At 69.6% G+C, this 19148-nt stretch carries 14 protein-coding genes and 1 pseudogene; 5 read left to right on the top strand and 10 right to left on the bottom strand.

The annotated features are described in order from the left end of the window. The first annotated feature begins 1 nt into the window (after position 1). Together QTQ03_RS24165 and QTQ03_RS24170 are read left to right on the top strand one after the other, a co-directional pair. Positions 2 to 357, top strand: a pseudogene (locus tag QTQ03_RS24165) (YkvA family protein). A 77-nt stretch (positions 358 to 434) separates the two neighbouring features. Further along, positions 435 to 1805 (top strand): cystathionine beta-synthase, encoded by a 1371-nt coding sequence (locus QTQ03_RS24170; protein WP_289280040.1) that lies wholly within the window; start codon positions 435 to 437, stop codon positions 1803 to 1805. Between the two features lie 482 nt (positions 1806 to 2287). Here QTQ03_RS24170 and QTQ03_RS24175 read toward each other — a convergent pair whose 3' ends face one another. The 7 genes from QTQ03_RS24175 to QTQ03_RS24205 all read right to left on the bottom strand — a co-directional run bounded on the left by QTQ03_RS24175 (position 2288) and on the right by QTQ03_RS24205 (position 11036). Next, a complete protein-coding gene (locus QTQ03_RS24175) occupies positions 2288 to 2797 on the bottom strand; it encodes a GNAT family N-acetyltransferase (RefSeq protein ID WP_289280041.1) in 510 nt (169 codons plus the stop codon). After that, positions 2794 to 3723, bottom strand: a complete 930-nt coding sequence (locus QTQ03_RS24180) for a ribonuclease Z (RefSeq protein WP_289280042.1) — start codon at positions 3721 to 3723, stop codon at positions 2794 to 2796. Before QTQ03_RS24180 ends, QTQ03_RS24175 begins: the two co-directional genes overlap by 4 nt. Before the next feature lie 599 nt (positions 3724 to 4322). Next, complete coding sequence (locus QTQ03_RS24185; RefSeq protein WP_289280043.1) at positions 4323 to 5516, bottom strand: osmoprotectant NAGGN system M42 family peptidase; 1194 nt, start codon at positions 5514 to 5516, stop codon at positions 4323 to 4325. After that, positions 5513 to 7339 carry an N-acetylglutaminylglutamine synthetase gene (gene ngg / locus QTQ03_RS24190; protein WP_289280044.1) on the bottom strand — a complete coding sequence of 609 codons (1827 nt, stop codon included), beginning with the start codon at positions 7337 to 7339 and terminating at the stop codon, positions 5513 to 5515. Before ngg ends, QTQ03_RS24185 begins: the two co-directional genes overlap by 4 nt. 2 nt (positions 7340 to 7341) lie before the next feature. Beyond that, positions 7342 to 9126 (bottom strand): N-acetylglutaminylglutamine amidotransferase, encoded by a 1785-nt coding sequence (locus tag QTQ03_RS24195; RefSeq protein ID WP_289280045.1) that lies wholly within the window; start codon positions 9124 to 9126, stop codon positions 7342 to 7344. Between the two features lie 627 nt (positions 9127 to 9753). Further along, positions 9754 to 10680 (bottom strand): IS3 family transposase, encoded by a 927-nt coding sequence (locus tag QTQ03_RS24200; protein ID WP_289277269.1) that lies wholly within the window; start codon positions 10678 to 10680, stop codon positions 9754 to 9756. Continuing rightward, positions 10677 to 11036, bottom strand: a complete 360-nt coding sequence (locus QTQ03_RS24205) for a transposase (protein ID WP_289277270.1) — start codon at positions 11034 to 11036, stop codon at positions 10677 to 10679. The genes QTQ03_RS24200 and QTQ03_RS24205 overlap by 4 nt, the downstream gene beginning before the upstream one ends. 949 nt (positions 11037 to 11985) lie before the next feature. On the opposite strand from QTQ03_RS24205, the gene QTQ03_RS24210 reads away from it, so the two are divergent. The 3 genes from QTQ03_RS24210 (at position 11986) to QTQ03_RS24220 (ending at position 17400) form a co-directional block, all read left to right on the top strand. Continuing rightward, a complete protein-coding gene (locus QTQ03_RS24210) occupies positions 11986 to 15228 on the top strand; it encodes a DNRLRE domain-containing protein (protein ID WP_289280046.1) in 3243 nt (1080 codons plus the stop codon). Between the two features lie 90 nt (positions 15229 to 15318). Beyond that, positions 15319 to 17205, top strand: coding sequence for an RHS repeat-associated core domain-containing protein (locus tag QTQ03_RS24215; RefSeq protein WP_289280047.1), 1887 nt, complete (start codon positions 15319 to 15321; stop codon positions 17203 to 17205). A 9-nt stretch (positions 17206 to 17214) separates the two neighbouring features. Further along, the gene (locus QTQ03_RS24220) at positions 17215 to 17400 is read left to right on the top strand and encodes a hypothetical protein (RefSeq protein WP_289280048.1); all 186 of its coding nucleotides are present in this window, start codon (positions 17215 to 17217) and stop codon (positions 17398 to 17400) included. Positions 17401 to 17676: 276 nt separating this feature from the next. On the opposite strand, the gene QTQ03_RS30775 is transcribed toward QTQ03_RS24220, so the two are convergent. From QTQ03_RS30775 to QTQ03_RS24235, 3 genes are all read right to left on the bottom strand, one after another. Next, complete coding sequence (locus QTQ03_RS30775) at positions 17677 to 17901, bottom strand: hypothetical protein (protein ID WP_502889816.1); 225 nt, start codon at positions 17899 to 17901, stop codon at positions 17677 to 17679. Between the two features lie 268 nt (positions 17902 to 18169). Beyond that, on the bottom strand, positions 18170 to 18496 hold the full coding sequence (locus tag QTQ03_RS24230; RefSeq protein WP_502889817.1) for a transposase family protein: 327 nt from the start codon (positions 18494 to 18496) through the stop codon (positions 18170 to 18172). Between the two features lie 51 nt (positions 18497 to 18547). Further along, on the bottom strand, positions 18548 to 19012 hold the full coding sequence (locus QTQ03_RS24235; protein ID WP_289279197.1) for a transposase family protein: 465 nt from the start codon (positions 19010 to 19012) through the stop codon (positions 18548 to 18550). Between the last annotated feature and the right edge of the window lie 136 nt (positions 19013 to 19148).

A 19148-nucleotide genomic window follows, 5' to 3' on the forward strand; every position in this document is an offset into this window, starting at 1 on the left:
GATGGGGAAGACACTGCACCGACGCGCGGCGTTCACCGCGTTGGCCCGCGCGTTGGCGGCCGGCGCCCGAGGTGGGCCCTCGCTGGGGACGCGGCTGGCGGCGTTGCCCCGGATGATCGGGTCCACGGCCCGGGGGAGTACGACGGCGGGCTCCGGTTGGCCCTGATGACGGCCGCCACGGCGTATATCGTCTCGCCGATCGACCTGCTGCCGGAGATTCCGCTGGCGATCCTCGGCTTGGCCGACGACGCGGTCATGGTCACCTGGCTGGCCGGGAGCGTGCTCGCGGAGACCGAGCGCTTCCTGGAGTGGGAGGCGCGTCGCGTCTCGGTTGTCCCGGGCAAGGTGGTCCCCTGACGGCACGTAGGCTGGGCACGAACATTCGTCTGCCCGGCCGCCCATCCGGCGGCGTCGGAGGAGAAGGGCACAACCACGTGCAGTACTACGACAACGTCGTCGAGTTGATCGGCAACACCCCACTGGTACGGCTGCGCAGCGTCACCGAGGGTATCCAGGCGACTGTGCTGGCGAAGGTGGAGTACCTGAACCCCGGCGGGTCGGTCAAGGACCGGATCGCCCTGCGCATGGTGGAGGACGCCGAGCAGGCGGGCATCCTGCGGCCGGGCGGCACGATCGTCGAGCCGACCAGCGGTAACACCGGCGTCGGGCTGGCCCTGGTGGCCCAGCTCAAGGGCTATCGGTGTGTCTTTGTCTGCCCGGACAAGGTCAGCCAGGACAAGCAGGACGTGCTGCGAGCGTACGGCGCCGAGGTCGTGGTCTGCCCGACCGCCGTCGCCCCGGAGGACCCGCGCTCCTACTACAACGTCTCCGACCGGCTCGCCCGGGAGATTCCCGGCGCCTGGAAGCCCAACCAGTACGCGAACGCGGCGAACCCCCGCTCGCACTACGAGACCACCGGCCCCGAGCTGTGGAAGCAGACCGAGGGGCGGATCACCCACTTCGTCGCGGGTGTCGGCACCGGTGGCACGATCTCCGGCATCGGCCGCTACCTGAAGGAGGCGTCCGAGGGCCGCGTCAGGATCGTCGGCGCGGATCCGGAGGGCTCGGTCTACTCGGGCGGCACCGGCCGGCCGTACCTGGTCGAAGGCGTCGGCGAGGACTTCTGGCCGGAGACCTACGACCGGGACGTCGCCGACGAGATCGTCGAGGTCTCCGACAAGGCGTCGTTCGAGATGACTCGCCGCCTGGCCCGCGAGGAGGGGCTGCTGGTAGGAGGCTCCTGCGGCATGGCGGTCGTCGCGGCGCTGGAGGTGGCCCGCGGGGCCGGCCCGGACGACGTGGTCGTGGTGCTGCTGCCGGACGGCGGCCGCGGCTACCTTTCCAAGATTTTCAACGACGTCTGGATGGCCCGGTACGGCTTCCTGGACAACTCCGGCTCCGAGCCGACCGTCGCCGGCGCGCTCACCGGCAAGCCCGGCGGGCTGCCCGAGCTGGTGCACGTCCACCCCACCGAGACCGTGCGCGACGCGATCGACTACATGCGCGAGTACGGCGTCTCCCAGCTGCCGGTGCTCAAGGCCGAGCCGCCGGTCGTGACCGGTGAGGTGGCCGGGTCGATCGCCGAGAGGGACCTGCTCGACGCGCTCTTCACCGGGCAGGCCCAGCTGCACGACACCATCGAGCGGCACATGGCCGAGCCGCTGCCGATGATCGGTGGCGGTCAGCCGGTCAGCGAGGCGATGGCCCTGCTGGAAAAGTCCGACGCCGCACTGGTGCTGGTGGACGGCAAGCCCAAGGGTGTTCTCACCCGTCAGGACCTGCTCGCCCACCTCGGCGCCCGCTGAGGGTGGTGTGGAGAGGGCCCTTGTGACGCCCCTGGTACAAGGGCCCTCATCTACTCCGGCCGCCGCCGCCCGCCGACCGGTCAGGCCCCAACTCCGCCGGCACGGCTACCACGTCGACGAGGGCGCCCTTGCACAGCACGGTGACCGGTGGCCGGCGCCGCCGCCACGCGCGGTCCGGACCGACAACGCCGCCACGCTCGGCAGCACGCGGGCCGCGACCGTCGTGACGACCTGGGAGTACGCGTCCCGCGCGGTCTCCTCGGCCGGGCCGGACGCGGTGCGACCGGTGTCCATGTCTCCGGCAACGCCACCGGATCGACGCCCATGCCCGATCCGCTCACAGCGAACGCCGTATGGCGGGAGCGCTGATGTCAGGAAGGGGTCTCGCTCCGCTACCCGTGGGCGCTGACCGGTACCCGCTGTGCGCTCCAGGTGCCCGCTGTGCGCTGATCGGGTGCCACGCGGGCGTTGGCAGGGCCTCGTTACACCCGTCGGGCGTAGCGGAGCTGGGGGGTGAGGGTGGGGCCGATCCAGTCGTCGCGTTCGGTGCCGGTCGCCGCCCAGCCGCCGCGCTCGTAGAAGCGCCGCGCGTGGGTGTTCCCGCGCAGCACCCAGAGCACCGCGCGACGCCAGCCTCGAACACGCATGCCCGCCAGCGCGTCGATCATCAGCTCGCGGCCGACTCCGCGGCCCTGCTCGGTCGGCTCCAGGTGGATCGCGTGGAGTAGCCCGGTCACCGGATCACCCCCGTCGTCCGGGCCGACGTAGCTGAAGCCGACCAGCTCGCCCGCGCGTTCGGCGAGGGTCATCCGGTGGTTGCCCCGTTCCCACTCCCAGCGTTCGACCCAGTACCGCCCCATTGCCTCGGGTGCGGGATCGGCGAGGGTCGCGGGCGGCAGGAATGACGAGTACGCGGCGACCCGGGACCGCTGGTGCAGCATTCCCACCGCCATCAGGTCCTCGGCGGCAGCGGGACGCAGTGTGACGGTCACCCGGCCGAGGGTACCCGTCGCGGCGGTACCGGCACGGTCATCAGGTCCTGTGCGATCACCAGGTCGCCGCCGAAGTGCTCCCGGGCCTCGTCCGCGAAGCGCGCCGCGTCGCCGTACCGCTGGGAGAAGTGGGTGAGCACGAGCCGGCGCACCCCCGACTCGCTGGCGACCCGCGCGGCCTGCGCCGCCGTGAGGTGGCCGACGTCGGCGGCGAGCGCGGCCTCCGACTCCAGGAAGGTCGACTCGATCACCAGCAGGTCGGCCTGTTCGGCCAGGGCGTACACCTCGTCGCAGAGGCCGGTGTCCATCACGAAGGCGAACCGCTGCCCCGGCCGGGGGACACTCACCTCGTCGCGGGTGACGCGGCGCCCGCCGGTGTCCAGGTGACCGGTGCGCTGCAGCTCCCCGACGGCCGGGCCGGCGATACCGTACGCGGCGAGCCGCTCCGGCAGCATCCGGCACCCGTCCGGCTCGATCAGGCGGTATCCGTACGTCTCGATCGGGTGTCGCAACCGGCGGGCCTCCAGCGTGCCGGACCGCACCACGACCCGCTGCCCGTCGGCCATGATCGGCTGGACGTTCAGCTCCGCGGTCTCGTGGTAGCTCGACGCGTGCCGGAGCCGCGCGAAGTACTCCGCGCCACCCGCCGGGAAGTGCACCGCCACCGGGCGGGACACCCGGTCGAGCGAGAGCCGTTGGATCGTACCGGGCAGTCCGAGGCAGTGATCGCCGTGGAAGTGGGTGACGCAGATCCGGGTCAGGTCGGTGGCGGTGACCGTGGTGTGTAGCAGCTGCCGCTGGCTGCCCTCGCCGGGGTCGAAAAGGATCACCTCGTTGTCCCAGCGCAGCACGTACCCGTTGTGGTTGCGTACCCGGGTTGGTGCCTGGCTCGCAGTCCCGAGCACCACCAGCTCACGCATGGACATCAGCGGCCTCCGGCTGAGCTGACCGGTCCGGCTCCGCCGGAGTCGAAGCGACCCCCGGGGTCTCCGCGCTGACGCGCGGGCCGGCTGGACTGGACCGGCACCCCGGGGGTCGGGTGGCTGTCGTGGTTTCGCCGCACCGCTGCCACACGGTCTCGACGATGATGCCTGAGCCCACCCCTGCGGGTGGACGGGATTACTGTCGAGGACAGCGGCTAGCGGACAGCCACCTCACGAGCCCGATTGCTATACAAGTCTGGACCACCTCCTTTCCCGTGTACCGTCACGCTATCCAGAGCGGAGTGCCCAGGCAACGGATTTCGATCACACGCCCGTCGGGAATGCGTCCTCGGCTTCCACTGTCGGGTTGGCTCCCGTCACGCGAACGGGCTGCGCGACGGCCTGGCCGCGGTCGCCGCGCCGCCGGTCCTCGCCCGTGGCGGCCGACGGCCGGCCGAACCGTCGCGCAAGCTCGGGTGCGTTCCGGCGGCGGTGTTGCCGACCGGTCCCTCGGGCGGCTCGTCATCGCTGCCCGGCTGACCCGCCGACGGCGGCAGGCAGCCGACCAGGCCGGCCCGCCGATCCTCGGCACCCGCTCTCGGTCAGGAGGCGGCGACGATGCCGATCGGTCCGTTGCGGGGCCCGTCCTCGTTGGCCGGCTGAACCGCCAGCGACGGGAAGTCAGCGAGGTCGCCCTCCGGTTCCGCGTCCCACTCGGGAAAGACCAGGTCGCTCTGGAGGTAGAGGCAGAGCAACTGGGTCAGGTGGCGTAGCCCGTCGACGTGGGTGCGCTCGTGGCCGTGCGTGGCGTCCACCCCGAAGCCGAGCAACGCCACCCGGGCGTGCGCGCCCGCTTCGACGGCCGCAGCCACGTCGGAGCGGTAGTAGTCGAAGACGTCCCGGACCAGGTCGACGTGGTGCTCGCGGGCGATCGACGCCAGGTTGCGGGTCAGGTGGTAGTCGAATGGGCCGACGCCGTCGCCCATGGCCAGCGTGGCGATGTGCTCGCGGGACTGCTGCCCCGGCGCGACCACCGCCGCGTCGACCGAGACGATCTCCGCCACGTCCGGGTCCAGCCCGTGCGAGGCGCCGTGGCCGATCTCCTCGGTGGCGGTGACCAACAGGTGCGCGCTGACCGGCGGGGTGATGCCCGCGTCGACCATGGCCTTCAGCGCGGTCAACACCGCCGCCACACCCGCCTTGTCGTCCAGGTGCCGGGACTTCACATAGCCGCTGGGGGTGATCTGCGGGTTGGGCAGAAACGCCACGAAATCCCCCACGTCGATACCCAGCGCGCGTAGCCCGGCGATGTCGTCGACCGGTTCGTCCACCCGCACCTCGACCAGTTCCCAACCGACGCCCTGGGAATCGACGGCCTCGTTGTAGCGGTGTCCGCTGGCTTTGAGCGGCAGCACCTGCCCCGTGATCACCCGGTCCAGGTCGTCGGTGAAGATCCGGACATGGGCACCCTCGGCGAAACGGGCGCTGTGCGTCCCGATCGTCTTCAGCTCCAGCCGACCGTTCTCCTTGAGCCGCTTGACCATGCCGCCGATGGTGTCGGTGTGCACCACGATCGCCCGGTCCGCGCCGGTGGACCGGGGACCGGGCAGGCAGGCGCTGAGCGCGCCGCGCCGGGTCAGCGTCGACGGGATGCCCAGCGCCGCCAGCCGCTCGCCCACGTACTGCTGTACGTGGTCGGTACGCCCCGACGGGCTCGGGATCTCCAGCAGCTCCACCAGCACCTGGCGCAGGTAGTCGAGGTCGAGCGGGAGGGGTGCGGGCTTGTTCGAGGTCATGCCCCAGAGCTTGCCGCACCCGCCGGAGACCACAACCGCTGAGGGCCCCGGGTCCCCGGGAAGAGAAGGTCGACGAAACGTTCGGCGGTCGGCTGCGGCTCGTGGTTGGCCAGCCCCGGTCGCTCGTTCGCCTCGATGAAAACGTGCTCGGGTTGGTCCGGGGCGGGCACCAACAGGTCCAACCCGGTCACCGGGATGTCCAGCGCCCGGCTCGCGGCCACGCACGCCTCGGCGGTCGTCGGGTGCAGCTCGGCCGTCACGTCGTGGATCGTGCCCCCGGTGTGCAGGTTGGCGGTCCGCCGAACGGCGAGCACCTGCCCCTCCGGCAGCACGTCGTGCAGCTCGTATCCGGCCTCGGAGACCACCTCACGGGTCATGGAGTCCAGCGGGATGGTGGACTCGCCGCCGGTCGCGGCGGCCCGGCGGCGACTCTGCCGCTCGATCAGCTCGGCGATGTCGTGCACGCCGTCACCCGTGATCGACGCCGGGCGGCGCACCGCCGCAGCCACCACCTCGTGATCGATCATGACGACCCGCAGGTCCTCGCCGGTACACAGCTCCTCGAGCAGGACCTCCGGGCAGAACCGAGCCGCCAGCTCCACCGCAGCCCGCAGTGCCTGCGGCGTCCTGACCCCGACGGTGATGCCCTTGCCCTGCTCACCCCGGGCCGGCTTGACCACCAACTCACCGACCTTGGCGAGGAATGCCGCGTCGTCGACGTCGCCGGTGGCGGTCCGGCCACGTGGCACCGACAGCCCGGCCTGGGCGAGGATCCGCCGGGTGACGCGCTTGTCGTCGCAGCGGCTCATCGCCACCGCCGAGGTCAACTCGGACAGCGACTCGCGGGTGAGGATGGTCCGGCCGCCACTGGTCAGCCGCAGCTCACCCCAGGTGGGGTCGGTCACCTCGACCCGGATGCCACGCCGCATCGCCTCGTCCGCGACGATCTGCGCGTACGGGTTGAGCTCGTCGTACCCCTCCGGCATGGCGGGCAGGAAGAGGCGCTCGTTGATCGGATTCTTCCGCTTCACACAGAGCGTGGCGGTCCGGTAGAAGCCGAGCCGCTCATAGAGCCGGATCGCCCCGGAGTTCTCGGCGAGCACCGACAGGTCCACGTACGCCCGGCCCCGCTCGACCAGCCGGGCCGCCAGTTCGGTGATCAGCGCCTGGCCGGTGCCGGGTGGCGCGGCGTTGAAGTCGACGGTCAGGCACCAGAGGCTGGCGCCCTGCTCCGGGTCGTCGAAGACCGCCACGTGGTCCACGCCGGTGATGGTGCCGACGACCTCACCGGTCGCGTTCTCGGCCACCAGGTGCAGGAACCGGTCGGTGGCGGCGTTGGCGACCAGCACGTCCACCGGGGCGGTGACCATGCCGTTGGCCGCGTAGATCCGGTTCACGTCTTCCGCGTCGTCCGCGTCGCGCAACGGCCGGATCCGCAGCCCGGGGATCTCCGGGTCGGGGAGCCGCTCGCCGTCCAACGGCAGTCGGTAGGTCAGCGACGGATCGATGAACAGCTCGTCCGGCAGGCGGGAGACCAGTACGTGCGGATCCCACAGGTAGATGCAGATGTCCCGGGCCCCGGCGGCCTCCGAACGCAGCACGTCGGCGACGGCCGACTGGTCGGCGAAGGTCTGGCCGAACACCAGCCGGCCCCAGCCGCAGTCCAGCACCACGCCGTCGGTGCGATCGTCGCCCGCTCCGTCCGCCTCCGGGCCGGGCGTCGCCGCAACCGGGTCGCCGCCCGGCCCGACCCGTTCGAACCGTCGGCTCCGGCCGCGCACCTGGTCCGCCACAGCCACCCCGGTCGCGAGGGTGCCTGACACGGTCAGTCGATTCCGTGGCTCTGGAGCCACATTTCCAGGAGTCCGAGTTGCCACAGCTTGTTTCCGTTCAACGGGGTCAGTTCGGCATTCGGGTCGGCGAGCAGAGCGTCGACGTAGTCGGTGCGGTAGAGGGCGCGGCGGCGGGCCTCCGGTGCGGTGAGGGCGTCCCGCACCCGGTCGAGGAGCTTGCCTTCCAGGTGGGTGAGGCCCGGGACGGGGAAGTACCCCTTCGGCCGGTCGATGACCTCGTGCGGGAGGACCCGCCGGCCGATCTCCTTGAGTACGCCCTTGCCCCCCTGCGCCAGCTTCAGCTCCGGCGGGCAGCCCGCGGCAAGCTCCACGAACTCGTGGTCCAGGAACGGCACCCGGGCCTCCAACCCGTGCGCCATGGTCATGTTGTCGACCCGCTTCACCGGATCGTCGGTCAGCATCACCTGGGTGTCGATCCGCAGGCCGGCGTCGACCGCGGTCTCGGCGCCGCGCTTGGCGAGGTGCCCGGCCACGAAGTCCCGCGCCGGGTCGCCGTCGGCCAGCCAGTCGGAGTTGAGTACGCCGGCCAGCCCGGCCGCGTCCCGGTCGAAGAACGCGCGCGCGTACGTGTCGAGGGCGTCGGGGCGGGCAACCCGCGCCAGCGGCGGATACCAGTGGTAGCCGCCGAGGATCTCGTCCGCGCCCTGGCCCGACTGCACCACCTTGACGTGCCGGGCGACCTCCTGGCTGAGCAGGTAGAACGCGACGCAGTCGTGGCTGACCATCGGCTCGCTCATCGCGGCGACGGCGGCCTCCAGCGGCGGCACCAGGTCGCCGGTGGGCACCCTGATCTGGTGGTGGTCGGTGTCGAACGTCTCGGCGACCACGTCGGAGTAGCGGAACTCGTCGCCCTCCCGGCCGCCGACGGAGTCGAAGCCGATGGAGAAGGTCGACAGCCCGCGTTGCCCCTCGCCGGCGAGCAGGGCCACCACCAGGCTGGAGTCCAGGCCGCCGGAGAGCAACACACCCACCGGCACGTCGGCGACCATCCGCCGGCGGACGGCGGTGGTCAGCGACTCCAGCAGGGCGTCCTGCCAGTCTTTCCCGGACCAGCCGGCGCGTGCGGCGTCCCGGGTGAAGGACGGATCCCAGTACACCCGCTCGTGCCGGCGGCCGTCCGGTTCGTAGACGCGCACGGTGGCCGGGGGCAGCTTGGTCACGCCGCGCAGGATGGTGCGCGGCGGCGGCACGATGCTGTGGAAGCTCAGGTAGTGCGCGAGCGCGACCGGGTCGATGGTCGTGTCGATCCCGCCGCCGGCCAGCAGCGCCGGCAGGGTGCTGGCGAAGCGGACCATGCTCGGCGACTCGGCCAGGTAGAGCGGTTTGATGCCGAGCCGGTCCCGGGCCAGTACGAGTCGGCCGGTGTCCCGCTCGCTGATCGCGACGGCGAACATGCCGATCAGGTGGTCGACGAAGTCGAGTCCCCACTCGGCGTACGCCTTGAGTACGACCTCGCTGTCGCCGGACGAGAAGAAGTGGTGCCCCTTGGACTGGAGTTCGGTGCGCAGTTCGCGGTAGTTGTAGATGCAGCCGTTGAAGACGCCGGCCAGCCCGGCGGAGGCGTCCACGAGAGGCTGCCCGCTCGCGGCGGAGAGGTCGATGATTTTCAGACGGCGGTGCCCCAGGGCGGTGGGCCCTTGCGCCCACACTCCGCTGTCGTCCGGCCCTCGGTCACTCATCGTGGCTGCCATGCGCTCCACCGCAGCCACATCGGCCCGGGAACCGTCACGGCGCAATTCGCCCGCAAGTCCGCACATGTCAGCCCATGCTGCCAGAGGATGTTGCGATTAGCCTGTTGAGACTATGACGGTCGCGTAAAAGCGTTGCTAGAATTCTCGCCCCCGACTGCGGAGCGTGACGTCGGGAGGGGTGACGGTGGCGGATTGTGTCCTCGGCGGTCACGCTGCGAGGATCTGCTTACCTCACCGTCTGTGACAATCAACGCATCCGCGGATTTCGTTGTCCCGCGTGTCCGGCGTCCCCGCGTGTCCGGCGTCCCGCGGGGAGCTGCGTCGACGGATCGATGTCCAACTGGCGTGGTTGATGCCAGATCTCACCCCGACATGTCCCCGAGCGGTAAATCAGGCGTTTGGCGGGTGGGCCGCCACCGCTGCAATCCGCGTCACACCAAGGCGCGGGTGTGTGCACGTTTGCCCAGCTCGAGGCGCAGTCATCGGTGTCGTTGCAAGTTGCATCGGCGGTGCAATGGCTATCCGGGTTGATCATCAGCCGGAACGGTTGATGATCGCCACCCTCCCTCCGTGTTCTCTGATGACACTGTCCGTCAAGGAGGATCAGTGCGACCAGGAAGAACGCTGTGGGGGAGCAGATCGGGGATCCCCCGACTGTCGCGTTGAGCTTCCCCCGCTTTGCTGGAGCGGTGGTTACCTGCTGCCGGCTGGCGCAGGGGTGGCGATAGGTGGTTCGGCTGGTTGCCTCTGGTGGGTGTGCCAGGCGGTCTCGTACTCGTTCGGGCTGAGGTAGCCCAGTTCCTTCTGGATGCGGCGGGTGTTGTACCAGCCGTCGATGTAGGCGAAGATCGCGTTCTCGGCCTCGTCGCGGGTCCGCCAGCTCGTGCGGTAGACGAGTTCGATCTTCAGCGTCGACCAGAAATTCTCCATCAGGGCGTTGTCGTAGCTGTCGCCGACGGAGCCCATCGAGGGCAGGATCCCGTTGTCCTGTAAGCGTTCCGCGAACCGGAACGATGTGTAGTTCGACCCGCGATCTGAGTGGTGGATCAACTGGCCGTCGCGGACGTCGCGCGACCAGATGCCGTATTCGAGGGCGGCGAGGATCAGGTCGGTGTCGCAGCGGTTGGAGGTCTTCCAGCCGACGATTCGGCGGGAGAAGACGTCGCGGACCGCGGCGAGCCAGAACACGCCTTCGCCGCAGGGGATGCGGGTGGCGTCGGCGACCCAGAGCCGGTTCGGCCCGGTGGCGGTGAACTGCCGCCCGACAAGGTCCGGCGCCGGTGTGTGCCGTGGGTCCTGCCGCGTGGAGCCGCCGCGCCAGCCGCGGCGCAGGAACGCGCCCTGCCAGCCCTGCTGCGTCATCAGCCGCTCGACGCGTTTGCGACCCACGTAGATGCCGTCGCGGCGTAGCTGGCGGTGGACCCGGTCCGCGCCGTAGGTGCGCCCGGAGGTCTCCCAGATCTCGTGAATGTTGGAGATCAGGCCCAGGTCGACCACGTCGCGGTCGCAGGGCGCCTCGGCCTGCTTGACCCACGCGTAGTAGGTCGAAGCGCCGATGTTCAGGACCCGTAGCAGGAGCGCGACCGCGAACTGGTCACGGTGTTCATCAATGAACGTCATGACCGTCGCCGGGTCGGGTCGAGCTCCGCCGCGAAATACGCGCTCGCCGCTTTCAGGATCTCGTTGGCCCGCCGCAGCTCGGTGACCTCCCTGCGCAGCCGGCGGTTCTCCTCGACCATCTCGCTGGTCGGCCGGTCGTGACGCTCACCCGTGTCAGCCTCGGCCTGACGGATCCAGTTCCTGAGCGCCTCGTGATGCACGCCGAGCTGCTCGGCCAAGCGCCGGATCACCGGCTTCGGGTCCGATTCGCGGTACAAGCGCACAGCGCGCTGACGGAGCTCATCGGGGTACTTCTTCGGTGCTGCCACGGATACTTCCTCCCCCACGGCCATCAGACCATGGTCAAGAAACTCCATGAAAGCGGGGGTGGCTCACGTGGCCCGCTGGGTCGTGCGGTGGCGGCTGGCATGTCGGCCGTGCTGGCCGTGACGATGGCCGACTGGGTGACGGCCGAGCCGGCGTCGGCGGCACCGGCGAATCCGCCGCGGCAGACGACGCCTGCCGGCCCGGCGGTGTTGGAACGCCCGGACGAGGCGGCGGCCCTGGTGACGGCGCGGTCGACAGGCAAGAAGGTCCGGATCAGCGGGATGACGTCGGAGACGTCGGAGTTCTGGGCTTTTCCGGATGGTCGGGTGGAGGCGGAGGTTCACCTCGGCCCGGTGCGGCTGCGGGACGAAAAGGCCGGCGGGTGGCGGCCGGTGGACTTCTCGCTCGTGCCGCAGGCCGATGGGTCGGTGGCGGCGAAAGCCCATCCGGCGGGCCTGCGGTTGTCCGGGCCCGCCGCTGCCGGTGAGCACGACCTGGTGACGGTGGACGGTGACGGTGGGACGGTGTCGCTCGGGTGGTCCGGCCGGTTGCCTGCGCCGACGGTGGAGGGGACGAAGGCGACCTATGCCGAGGTGCGTCCCGGCGTGGACCTGGTGGTGGAGTCGACCCGTACCGGGTTCGAGCAGTTCCTGGTGGTGAAGAACCGGGCGGCGGTCGCCCACGTTCGCGACATCTCGTTGCCGCTGCGGGGCAAGGGGCTGACGCTCGCCGGCGACAAGCGCGGGGGATTCGAGGTCCGCAACGCGCGTGGTGCCGTCGTAGGTGTCTCGCCAGAGCCGCAGATGTGGGACGCCCAGGTCGATTCGCAGTCGGGTGAGCGGCTGCGGCGGGCGAAGGTCGCCAAACAGGTCGGTGCGGCGAAGGCCGGTCGGGTGGCGATGACGTTGACGCCGGACGAGCGGTGGTTGACCGATCCGGAGACGGTGTTCCCGGTGACGATCGACCCGGCGGTCACGTTGAACCCGAACTTCGACGTTCGTGCAGTCGGACTACACGTCCGACCAGTCGGCGGCCACCGAGTTGAAGGTGGGCACCTTCGACGGTGGTGCGACGAAGGCGCGGTCGTTCGTGCGGTTCACCGATCTGGACTGGTTGAAGGGCAAGCACGTCCAGGCGGCGACGATCTACCTGTGGAACTTCCACTCGTGGTCGTGTACGCCGCGGCAGTGGGAGACCTGGCAGACGTTGTACGTGAGCCCGGCGACGCGGTGGACGAGCCAGCCGGAGTGGCGCAAACGGCTGGGCTACACGTCGACGACGAAGGGCTACAGCTCATCCTGCGCGGACGGCTGGGTCAACTCGTCGGTGACCGGAGCGTTCGCCGACCACGCCAACGGTGCGACGTGCTGCACGGTGAACATCGGCCTGCGGGCGACGTCGGAGACCGACAACCTGGCGTGGAAGAAGTTCGACTCGATGGAGGGAGCACACGACCCCTACGTCACGTTGACCTACCAGACTCCGCCGACCGTGACGGCACGGGCCACCGTTCCGTCCTCGCCGTGCGCGACCAACCCGAACACGCCGTACGTCAACACGAAGACGCCGCAGTTGCGGGCGCAGGTCAGCGACCCCGAGGGGTCACAGGTGAAGGCCGAGTTCGAGTGGCTGACCGGCGGTGGCACGCGCATCGGCAGCACGATCGTCGGGCCGGGCGCGTCGGGTTCCTGGCTGTCGGCTTCGGTGCCGGCCGGCGCGTTCAGCGAGGGTGGCACCTACTCTTGGCACGTGCGGGGCAACGACGGCCTGGTCAACGGGACGTGGAGCACCTACTGCGCCATGATCGTCGACACGATCGCACCGTCAGCGATGCCGACGGTGTCCTCGTCGAACTACCCGGCGGGCGGCTGGGCGGGCGGGGCTGGCACGGCGGCGAGCTTCACGTTCGGTGCCTCCGGCGTCAGCGATGTGACCTCCTACCAGTACGGGCTGGATGCCAATCCGCCGAACCAGAGCGTGTCCGCGTCGGGCCTCGGTGGCGGGGCGTCGGTGTCGGTGCCGGTCAGCAACGATGGACCGCACACCCTGTACGTGCGGTCGGTCGACCGGGCGGGTAACCAGTCCGCGAGCAAGTCATACCAGTTCAACGTCGGTTCGGCCGGAGTGACCGCGCCGAAGACGGGTGATGTGACCGCGGCCAAGACGGCGATCACCGCGGTCGCCTCGTCGGGGATCACCTCGGTGACCTACCAGTGGCGGCGTGGTGACGCCGACGCGTGGGTGAACATTCCCGCAACCGACGTGACGAAGGCCGTTGGCGGGGGCGCGGTGACCTGGCCGCTGGCCTCCAGCGGCGGTGGACAGTTCCAGAAGGTGAACTGGGACGTGGCCAAGACCCTCAACGACGCCGAAGCCGGCCCGGACCCGTTGGACGGGCCGGTGCAGCTGCGGGGATCGTTCAACGGCGGGGCGACGTCGAACCCGGTCACGATCACGTTCGACAAGAACAACGCGACGGCGGCGACGACGAGCGTGGGGCCGTGCACGGTCAACCTGATCACCGGTAACTGCACTCTGTCCGACTCGGACGTGTCGGTGGACTCGTACGGCTCGGACCTGACGGTGACCCGCTCCTTCAACACCCGTCGGGCGGGCCAGACGGACACGGCGAACATGTTCGGTCCGGGCTGGGTCTCCGGCGTTGCCGTCGAGGAGGCCGACGCCCCGTACACGAGCCTGACACGGACCGGGTCGCTGGCGCAGGTGGGGCTGCCCGAGGGCGACACGATCGGGTTCGCGAAGAAGGCGAACGTCACCGGTGGCGAGTCCTTCCACCCCGAGATCGGGATGGAGGACCTGAAGCTGACCTACACCACCAGCTCGGATTCGTACACGTTGACTGATCTGGACGGCAACACCGTCACGTTCACCCGCGTCTCCGGCTCCCCGGCCGGGTTGTACAACCCGACGGCGGTCACGGTGCCCGGATCGGGGCAGACCACCACGATCTCGTGGGAGTCAGCCATCGCTGGCGGGGCGACGGTGGTGCGTCCGACCCGGATGCTGGCACCGGTGCCGGACGGGGTGAACTGCGCGACCATGACCCGTGGCTGCCGGGCGTTGACCTTCAGCTACGCCACCGGCACCACCGCCACGGGCACCGCGGAGGCCGGCTGGGGAGATTACCTCGGCCGGGTCAAGGAGATCTCGTTCACCGCGTGGGACCCGGACCTGCCGACCCCGGCGATGCGGACCCTGGTGCTGGCCCGCTACGCCTACGACAACGGCGGCCGACTCCGCGCCACCTGGGACCCACGGCTCGACTGGACCGACGGGAACGGTGTCCATCACCTGCGGGACCGGTACTCCTACGACGCTGACGGCATCATCACCGCGGTGACCCCGACCGCGCAGGAACCGTGGCAGTTGTCCTACACCACGCTGCCCGCCGACTCGGGCAAGGGCCGGTTCCGGGCGGCGACCCGCTCCGCGTTGAGCGCGGGCACGGCCACCACCACGGTGGTCTACCGGGTGCCCACCTCCGGCACCGGAGCCCCGTACGACATGTCCGGGGCACAGACGGCCCGCTGGTACCAGAACGAACCACCCACGGACGCCGTCGCCGTCTTCCCGGCCACGCAGGTACCGAATGGTGACCAGGCCGCCGGCATGCTGCCGTCGTCGTACGAGCGGGCCACCGTCAGCTACCTCGACGCGAACGCTCGCGAGGTGAACACCGCGCAGCCCGGCGGGTCCATCTCCACCACCTGGTATGACCAGTGGGGCAACGTCACCCGCACCCTGACCGCCGGCAACCGCACGCTCGCCCTGACCGAGTCGGCGACGGACAGCGCCGACCAGGAGGCCGGCCTGGCCAGGGACCGGTCCACGCTGAACACGTACTCCCCGGACGGGCAGCGGCTGATGGACACGTGGGGGCCGGGGCACGATGTGACGCTCCCGGACGGGAGCGTGGTCCGCGGTCGGGCCTACACGGCCAACACCTACGACGAGGGCGCCCCCACCACAGGTGCCCCATACAACCTGGTGACCACCGAGGTGCGGCAGGTGCGGGTCTGGGACAGCACCACCGGCGGCTGGGTGGAACACGACCCGCGTACCACCAAGACCGAGTACGACTGGACGCTGCGGCAGCCCACCGCGACGATCGCCGACCCCGCCGGGTTGGCGTACAAGACGCGCACCAGCTACGACCCGGTCACCGGCCTGGTGGCGGCGACCACCAACCCGGCCGGCGGGGCCACCGACACCACCCCGTAGACCCGCAGGACCATCTACTACCGGGCGACGGCCGGTTCGGGGTACGCCGAGTGCGACCTGAAACCGGAGTGGGCGAACCTGCCGTGCCGGGTGCAGCCGGGCGGGCAGGCCGCCAGCGGGCCGGAGCTGCAGGCCACGGTGACCACCTACGACATGTTCAACCAGTCGCGGGTGGTGACGGAGAAGACCAGTGCCGGGACGCTGCGCACGACCACCACGACGTACGACGGCGCCGGTCGGGCGTACGAGACCAGCGTGGCGGCGTCGGGGCTGGGCACGGCGGTCCCGATCTCGCGGAACGTCTACGAGCCGGCGACCGGGCGGCTGCTGCGCGTGCAGTCGATGGTCGGCGGGCTGTCGACCGCGCAGGTGGTGACCGGCTACGACAGCCTGGGTCGGCAGACGTCCTACACCGACGCCGACGGGGTCACCTCCACCTCCACCTACGACCTGCTCGGTCGGGTGGCGACCAGCACCGACGGCAAGGCCACCCGGACGTACACCTACGACGGTGGCGCCGAGCGGCGGGGTCTGCTGACCTCGGTCGACGACTCGCAGGCCGGCACGTTCACCGGCAGCTACGACGCCGACGGGAGCCTGACCTCGGAGACGTGGCCGAACGGGGTGCGGGTCGCCACGGAGACCGACGAGACCGGTACCCAGACCGGGCTGACCTACACGAAGCCGGGTTGCGGGTTGCCCGACTGCACCCTCTACACCGAGTCCGTCGGGGAGTCGGCGCACGGTCAGTGGCGGCAACGGTCGTCGAGCCTGTCGGAGCAGAGCTACACCTACGACCGGGCGGGCCGGCTCACCTCGATCCGGGACACCATCGGCGGGCAGTGCACCACCCGGTCGTACGGGTTCAGCGCGTCGTCGAACCGGACCTCGGCGTCCGTGTACGGCCCGGGTACGGACGGTGCGTGCCAGACCGCGACGGCGGCATCGTCGCGGACGTGGACGTACGACACGGCCGACCGGGTGAACACCGCCGGCTACGTGTACGACGCGTTGGGCCGGACGACAACGGTGCCGGCGGTCGACACCGCCAACGCCGCTGGTGGGAACGTGACGGTCACGTACCACTCGACGAACCTGGTGAACACGATCACCCAGGGCGGCCGGACCACCGACTACGTGTTGGACGTGACCGGCGAGCGGATTCGGTCGTGGACGGACAACGCCAGCGGCAGCGTCGTGCAGTCGGTGCACCACTACGACGGGGGCGAGGACAGCCCGTCGTGGACGCAGGAGACAGCCGACCGGTTCACCCGGCCGGTGTCAGGCCTGTCGGCGATGGCGGGCATCTTCGACAGTGACAGCGGGCAGGTCGACTGGCAGCTCACCAACCTGCACGGCGACCTGGTCGCGGCCATCCACGGCGACGACGAGGGCCTGTCCCGCACCAGCGAGGCCGACGAGTACGGCACCCCACGCAACCCCGCCGACATCGGGACGCAGCGGTACGGCTGGCTCGGTGCCAAGCAGCGGGCGGCGGACACCCCGTCAGGCATCATCCTCATGGGCGTCCGCCTCTACAACACGGTCACCGGCCGCTTCCTCCAAACCGACCCCGTCTACGGCGGCAGCTGCAACGCCTACGAATACACCTGCGCCGACCCCGCAAACAAGTTCGATGTGGACGGCAAGAGGTGGTGCAGCAAGTGGCGTTGGAGTTGTCGGAAGTTCAAGAAGTACTACAACTCCAGCCGCAAGTACTACAGAGGGGCGAAGTCTGGCCTCAGGTGGCATTGGAGGTCTGGGGAATGCCAGCGGCTCCGCTGCATACACGGCAGTCCTCATTCCTACAAGCGACAGCGGCAAGGCTGGCGTCGTTACGAGAACTGGTATTGCTCGCGCGGTGCTCGTACCAGATTCTGGATCGGGGTAGTTGGCTTCGTCGCCGGCTTTTGGGCAGGCGGAGTACCAGTCGCCGGGCACATCGTCGGCATGGAAGGTAGATGTGCGTATCGGTGAGGAGGACTCTTGATTAAGCGACCGCATTTGTCGCGGAACCTCTTGATGGGCGTCGGCCTGTTGATCTGGCTTGTCCTTGGGGTGATGGCGCAGCTCAGTGTCATTTCCTGGGAACTCGCCACTTCTGTGGGGATCGTCCTCAGCCTGCTGCTTCTCGGCGTCTTCTATTTAGCCAAGATGACCAAGAGTAGTTAGCGAACAGATGGAGGGCTGCTGCCTCTCACTAAGACAGCAGCCCTCCGGCCGTTGCGGAAGCGTGTGGCGCTGGGGGCCGAGGCCGCTCGGTCTCGGCCCCCAGCGGGTTTCCTGGTCGGCCGGCGGCGACTGGGCAGCTCAGCCTGTTGGGGCCGTGGTTGCGGTAGCCGTTGGGGTTCTTGGCTCCTAGCGGACAATGACGTACTCTTCCGCTGCGACTGACGCCCCGCCCGCCACGTACGTTCGTCAGTCAACCGCCCGCCGTAACAAGCAGGGCTATTGCGTAGTCGGGTCGCCGCTGGTCACGATCGGTTTTCCGGTGGTCACGGCGTCGATGAGTTCGTGTGGGCGGTGGTTGGCGCGTCGGGTGGCTTCGGCGATGTTGGTAGCACCGTCAGTGTGGTGGTAGCCGATTGCGGTGTTACGGAGGGTGGCGAACACGGCGGGACCGTGGCCGGTCCGGGCCTGATGGGCATCCTCACGGAACGTGACATCCCGCACGTAATGGAGGCGATTTTCGATATGCCATTTCAGAACGCGCCCAGGTGCCGAGATCGGCGGGTTGGGCCTGGCCGGCGGGTAGCGAGATGGTCAGGTACGCGGTTTCGCGGGTGGTCTTGCCCTTGATCGTGCGGGTCCGGGTGATCGGGACGGCCTGCTCGGCGTTCGGGAAGCCCAGCCCGCCCGGGGTCTGGACGGTCAGTGCTTTGACGGTGCGGGTCTCCTTACGGCCGCGACCGGTGTCGCGGGTCTGCGCACCGAGGTGATCTCAGCAACTTTGCGGTAGGTATTTGTATTCGACGTGGGTCAGGTGCAGAGCGGCGGCGACGATGTCGCCGATTCGGCGTGGGCTGGCGGTGGTGTGGCGAAGTGTTCTCCACCGTCCGATCAGGATCGCGAAGCCGCGTTCGCCCTGCCAGCGCAGGCCGCGTAGTAGCCGGTTGTAGGCGCGGTTGTCGGACGCGAGCCGGCTGCCGTCGGCGGGCTGTTTGATCGGGGTCTTGATGCCGTGGCCTGCGCTTTCGTAGCCGGAGTCGGCCAGCGTGGGAAGATCAAGCTCGGCTGCGGACCAGTTCAGCGCGGCGGTGATGCCCAACTCACGGGCGCAACTGGTGTCGTGCAGGTGCCCGGGTAGCGCCTCGGATGTTCAGATCGGCAGACCGTCGGGGCGCATGACCGCTTGAATGTTCGCGCCGAAGTCGCGGTGCTTCCCGGAATACCAGGCGTCGATCACCTCGCCCTTCACCGACAAAGTGGTCTCGGTGAGCCGGTCACAGTCGAAGAGTTTCCCGTCCAGGATGACGTGCGACCAGCCGTCGTCGGCCACCCGCCGCAGAGCCGTGTGCAGATCCTGCGCCTGGGCCGTGAGCACGGCGATGCCCTCGTCGCGGTAGCGGTACGCGGTCGCCCGAGACACGCCGAACCCAGCGCCGAGCAAGGCCACGTCCTCGGCCTTACGGAACCAGACCAGCACCATCAACGCCTGGTAGAAGCAGGTCAACGCCCGCGTGCCGGTACGGGTTCCCCGAGCCCGGCGTTCGGCGGCAAGAAGCCGACCGAGGTGCTGCACAAGTTCCCTGGGGACGTCGACCATGGCACGATAGGCAATCACGTGGAGCCCTCTCGAAGACGCGGATCTGTCGCAAGGACGTGTCTATCGATGGCTCCACGCCTGTTTCCAAGACCGCCCGACTCGCTGCCTTCGCCCGTGTCGCACCAATCAACCCTTATGCGGTGCTGAGATCACC

Origin of the sequence: Micromonospora sp. WMMA1363 (genome assembly GCF_030345795.1) — a bacterium.
Lineage (GTDB): Bacteria > Actinomycetota > Actinomycetes > Mycobacteriales > Micromonosporaceae > Micromonospora.

Coding starts and splice junctions, on each gene's coding strand:
- QTQ03_RS24180 (WP_289280042.1), bottom strand. CDS start 3,723: ATGTCCATGCGTGAGCTGGTGGTGCTCGGGACTGCGAGCCAGGCACCA.
- QTQ03_RS24185 (WP_289280043.1), bottom strand. CDS start 5,516: ATGACCTCGAACAAGCCCGCACCCCTCCCGCTCGACCTCGACTACCTG.
- QTQ03_RS24195 (WP_289280045.1), bottom strand. CDS start 9,126: ATGTGCGGACTTGCGGGCGAATTGCGCCGTGACGGTTCCCGGGCCGAT.
- QTQ03_RS24200 (WP_289277269.1), bottom strand. CDS start 10,680: ATGACGTTCATTGATGAACACCGTGACCAGTTCGCGGTCGCGCTCCTG.
- QTQ03_RS24205 (WP_289277270.1), bottom strand. CDS start 11,036: ATGGAGTTTCTTGACCATGGTCTGATGGCCGTGGGGGAGGAAGTATCC.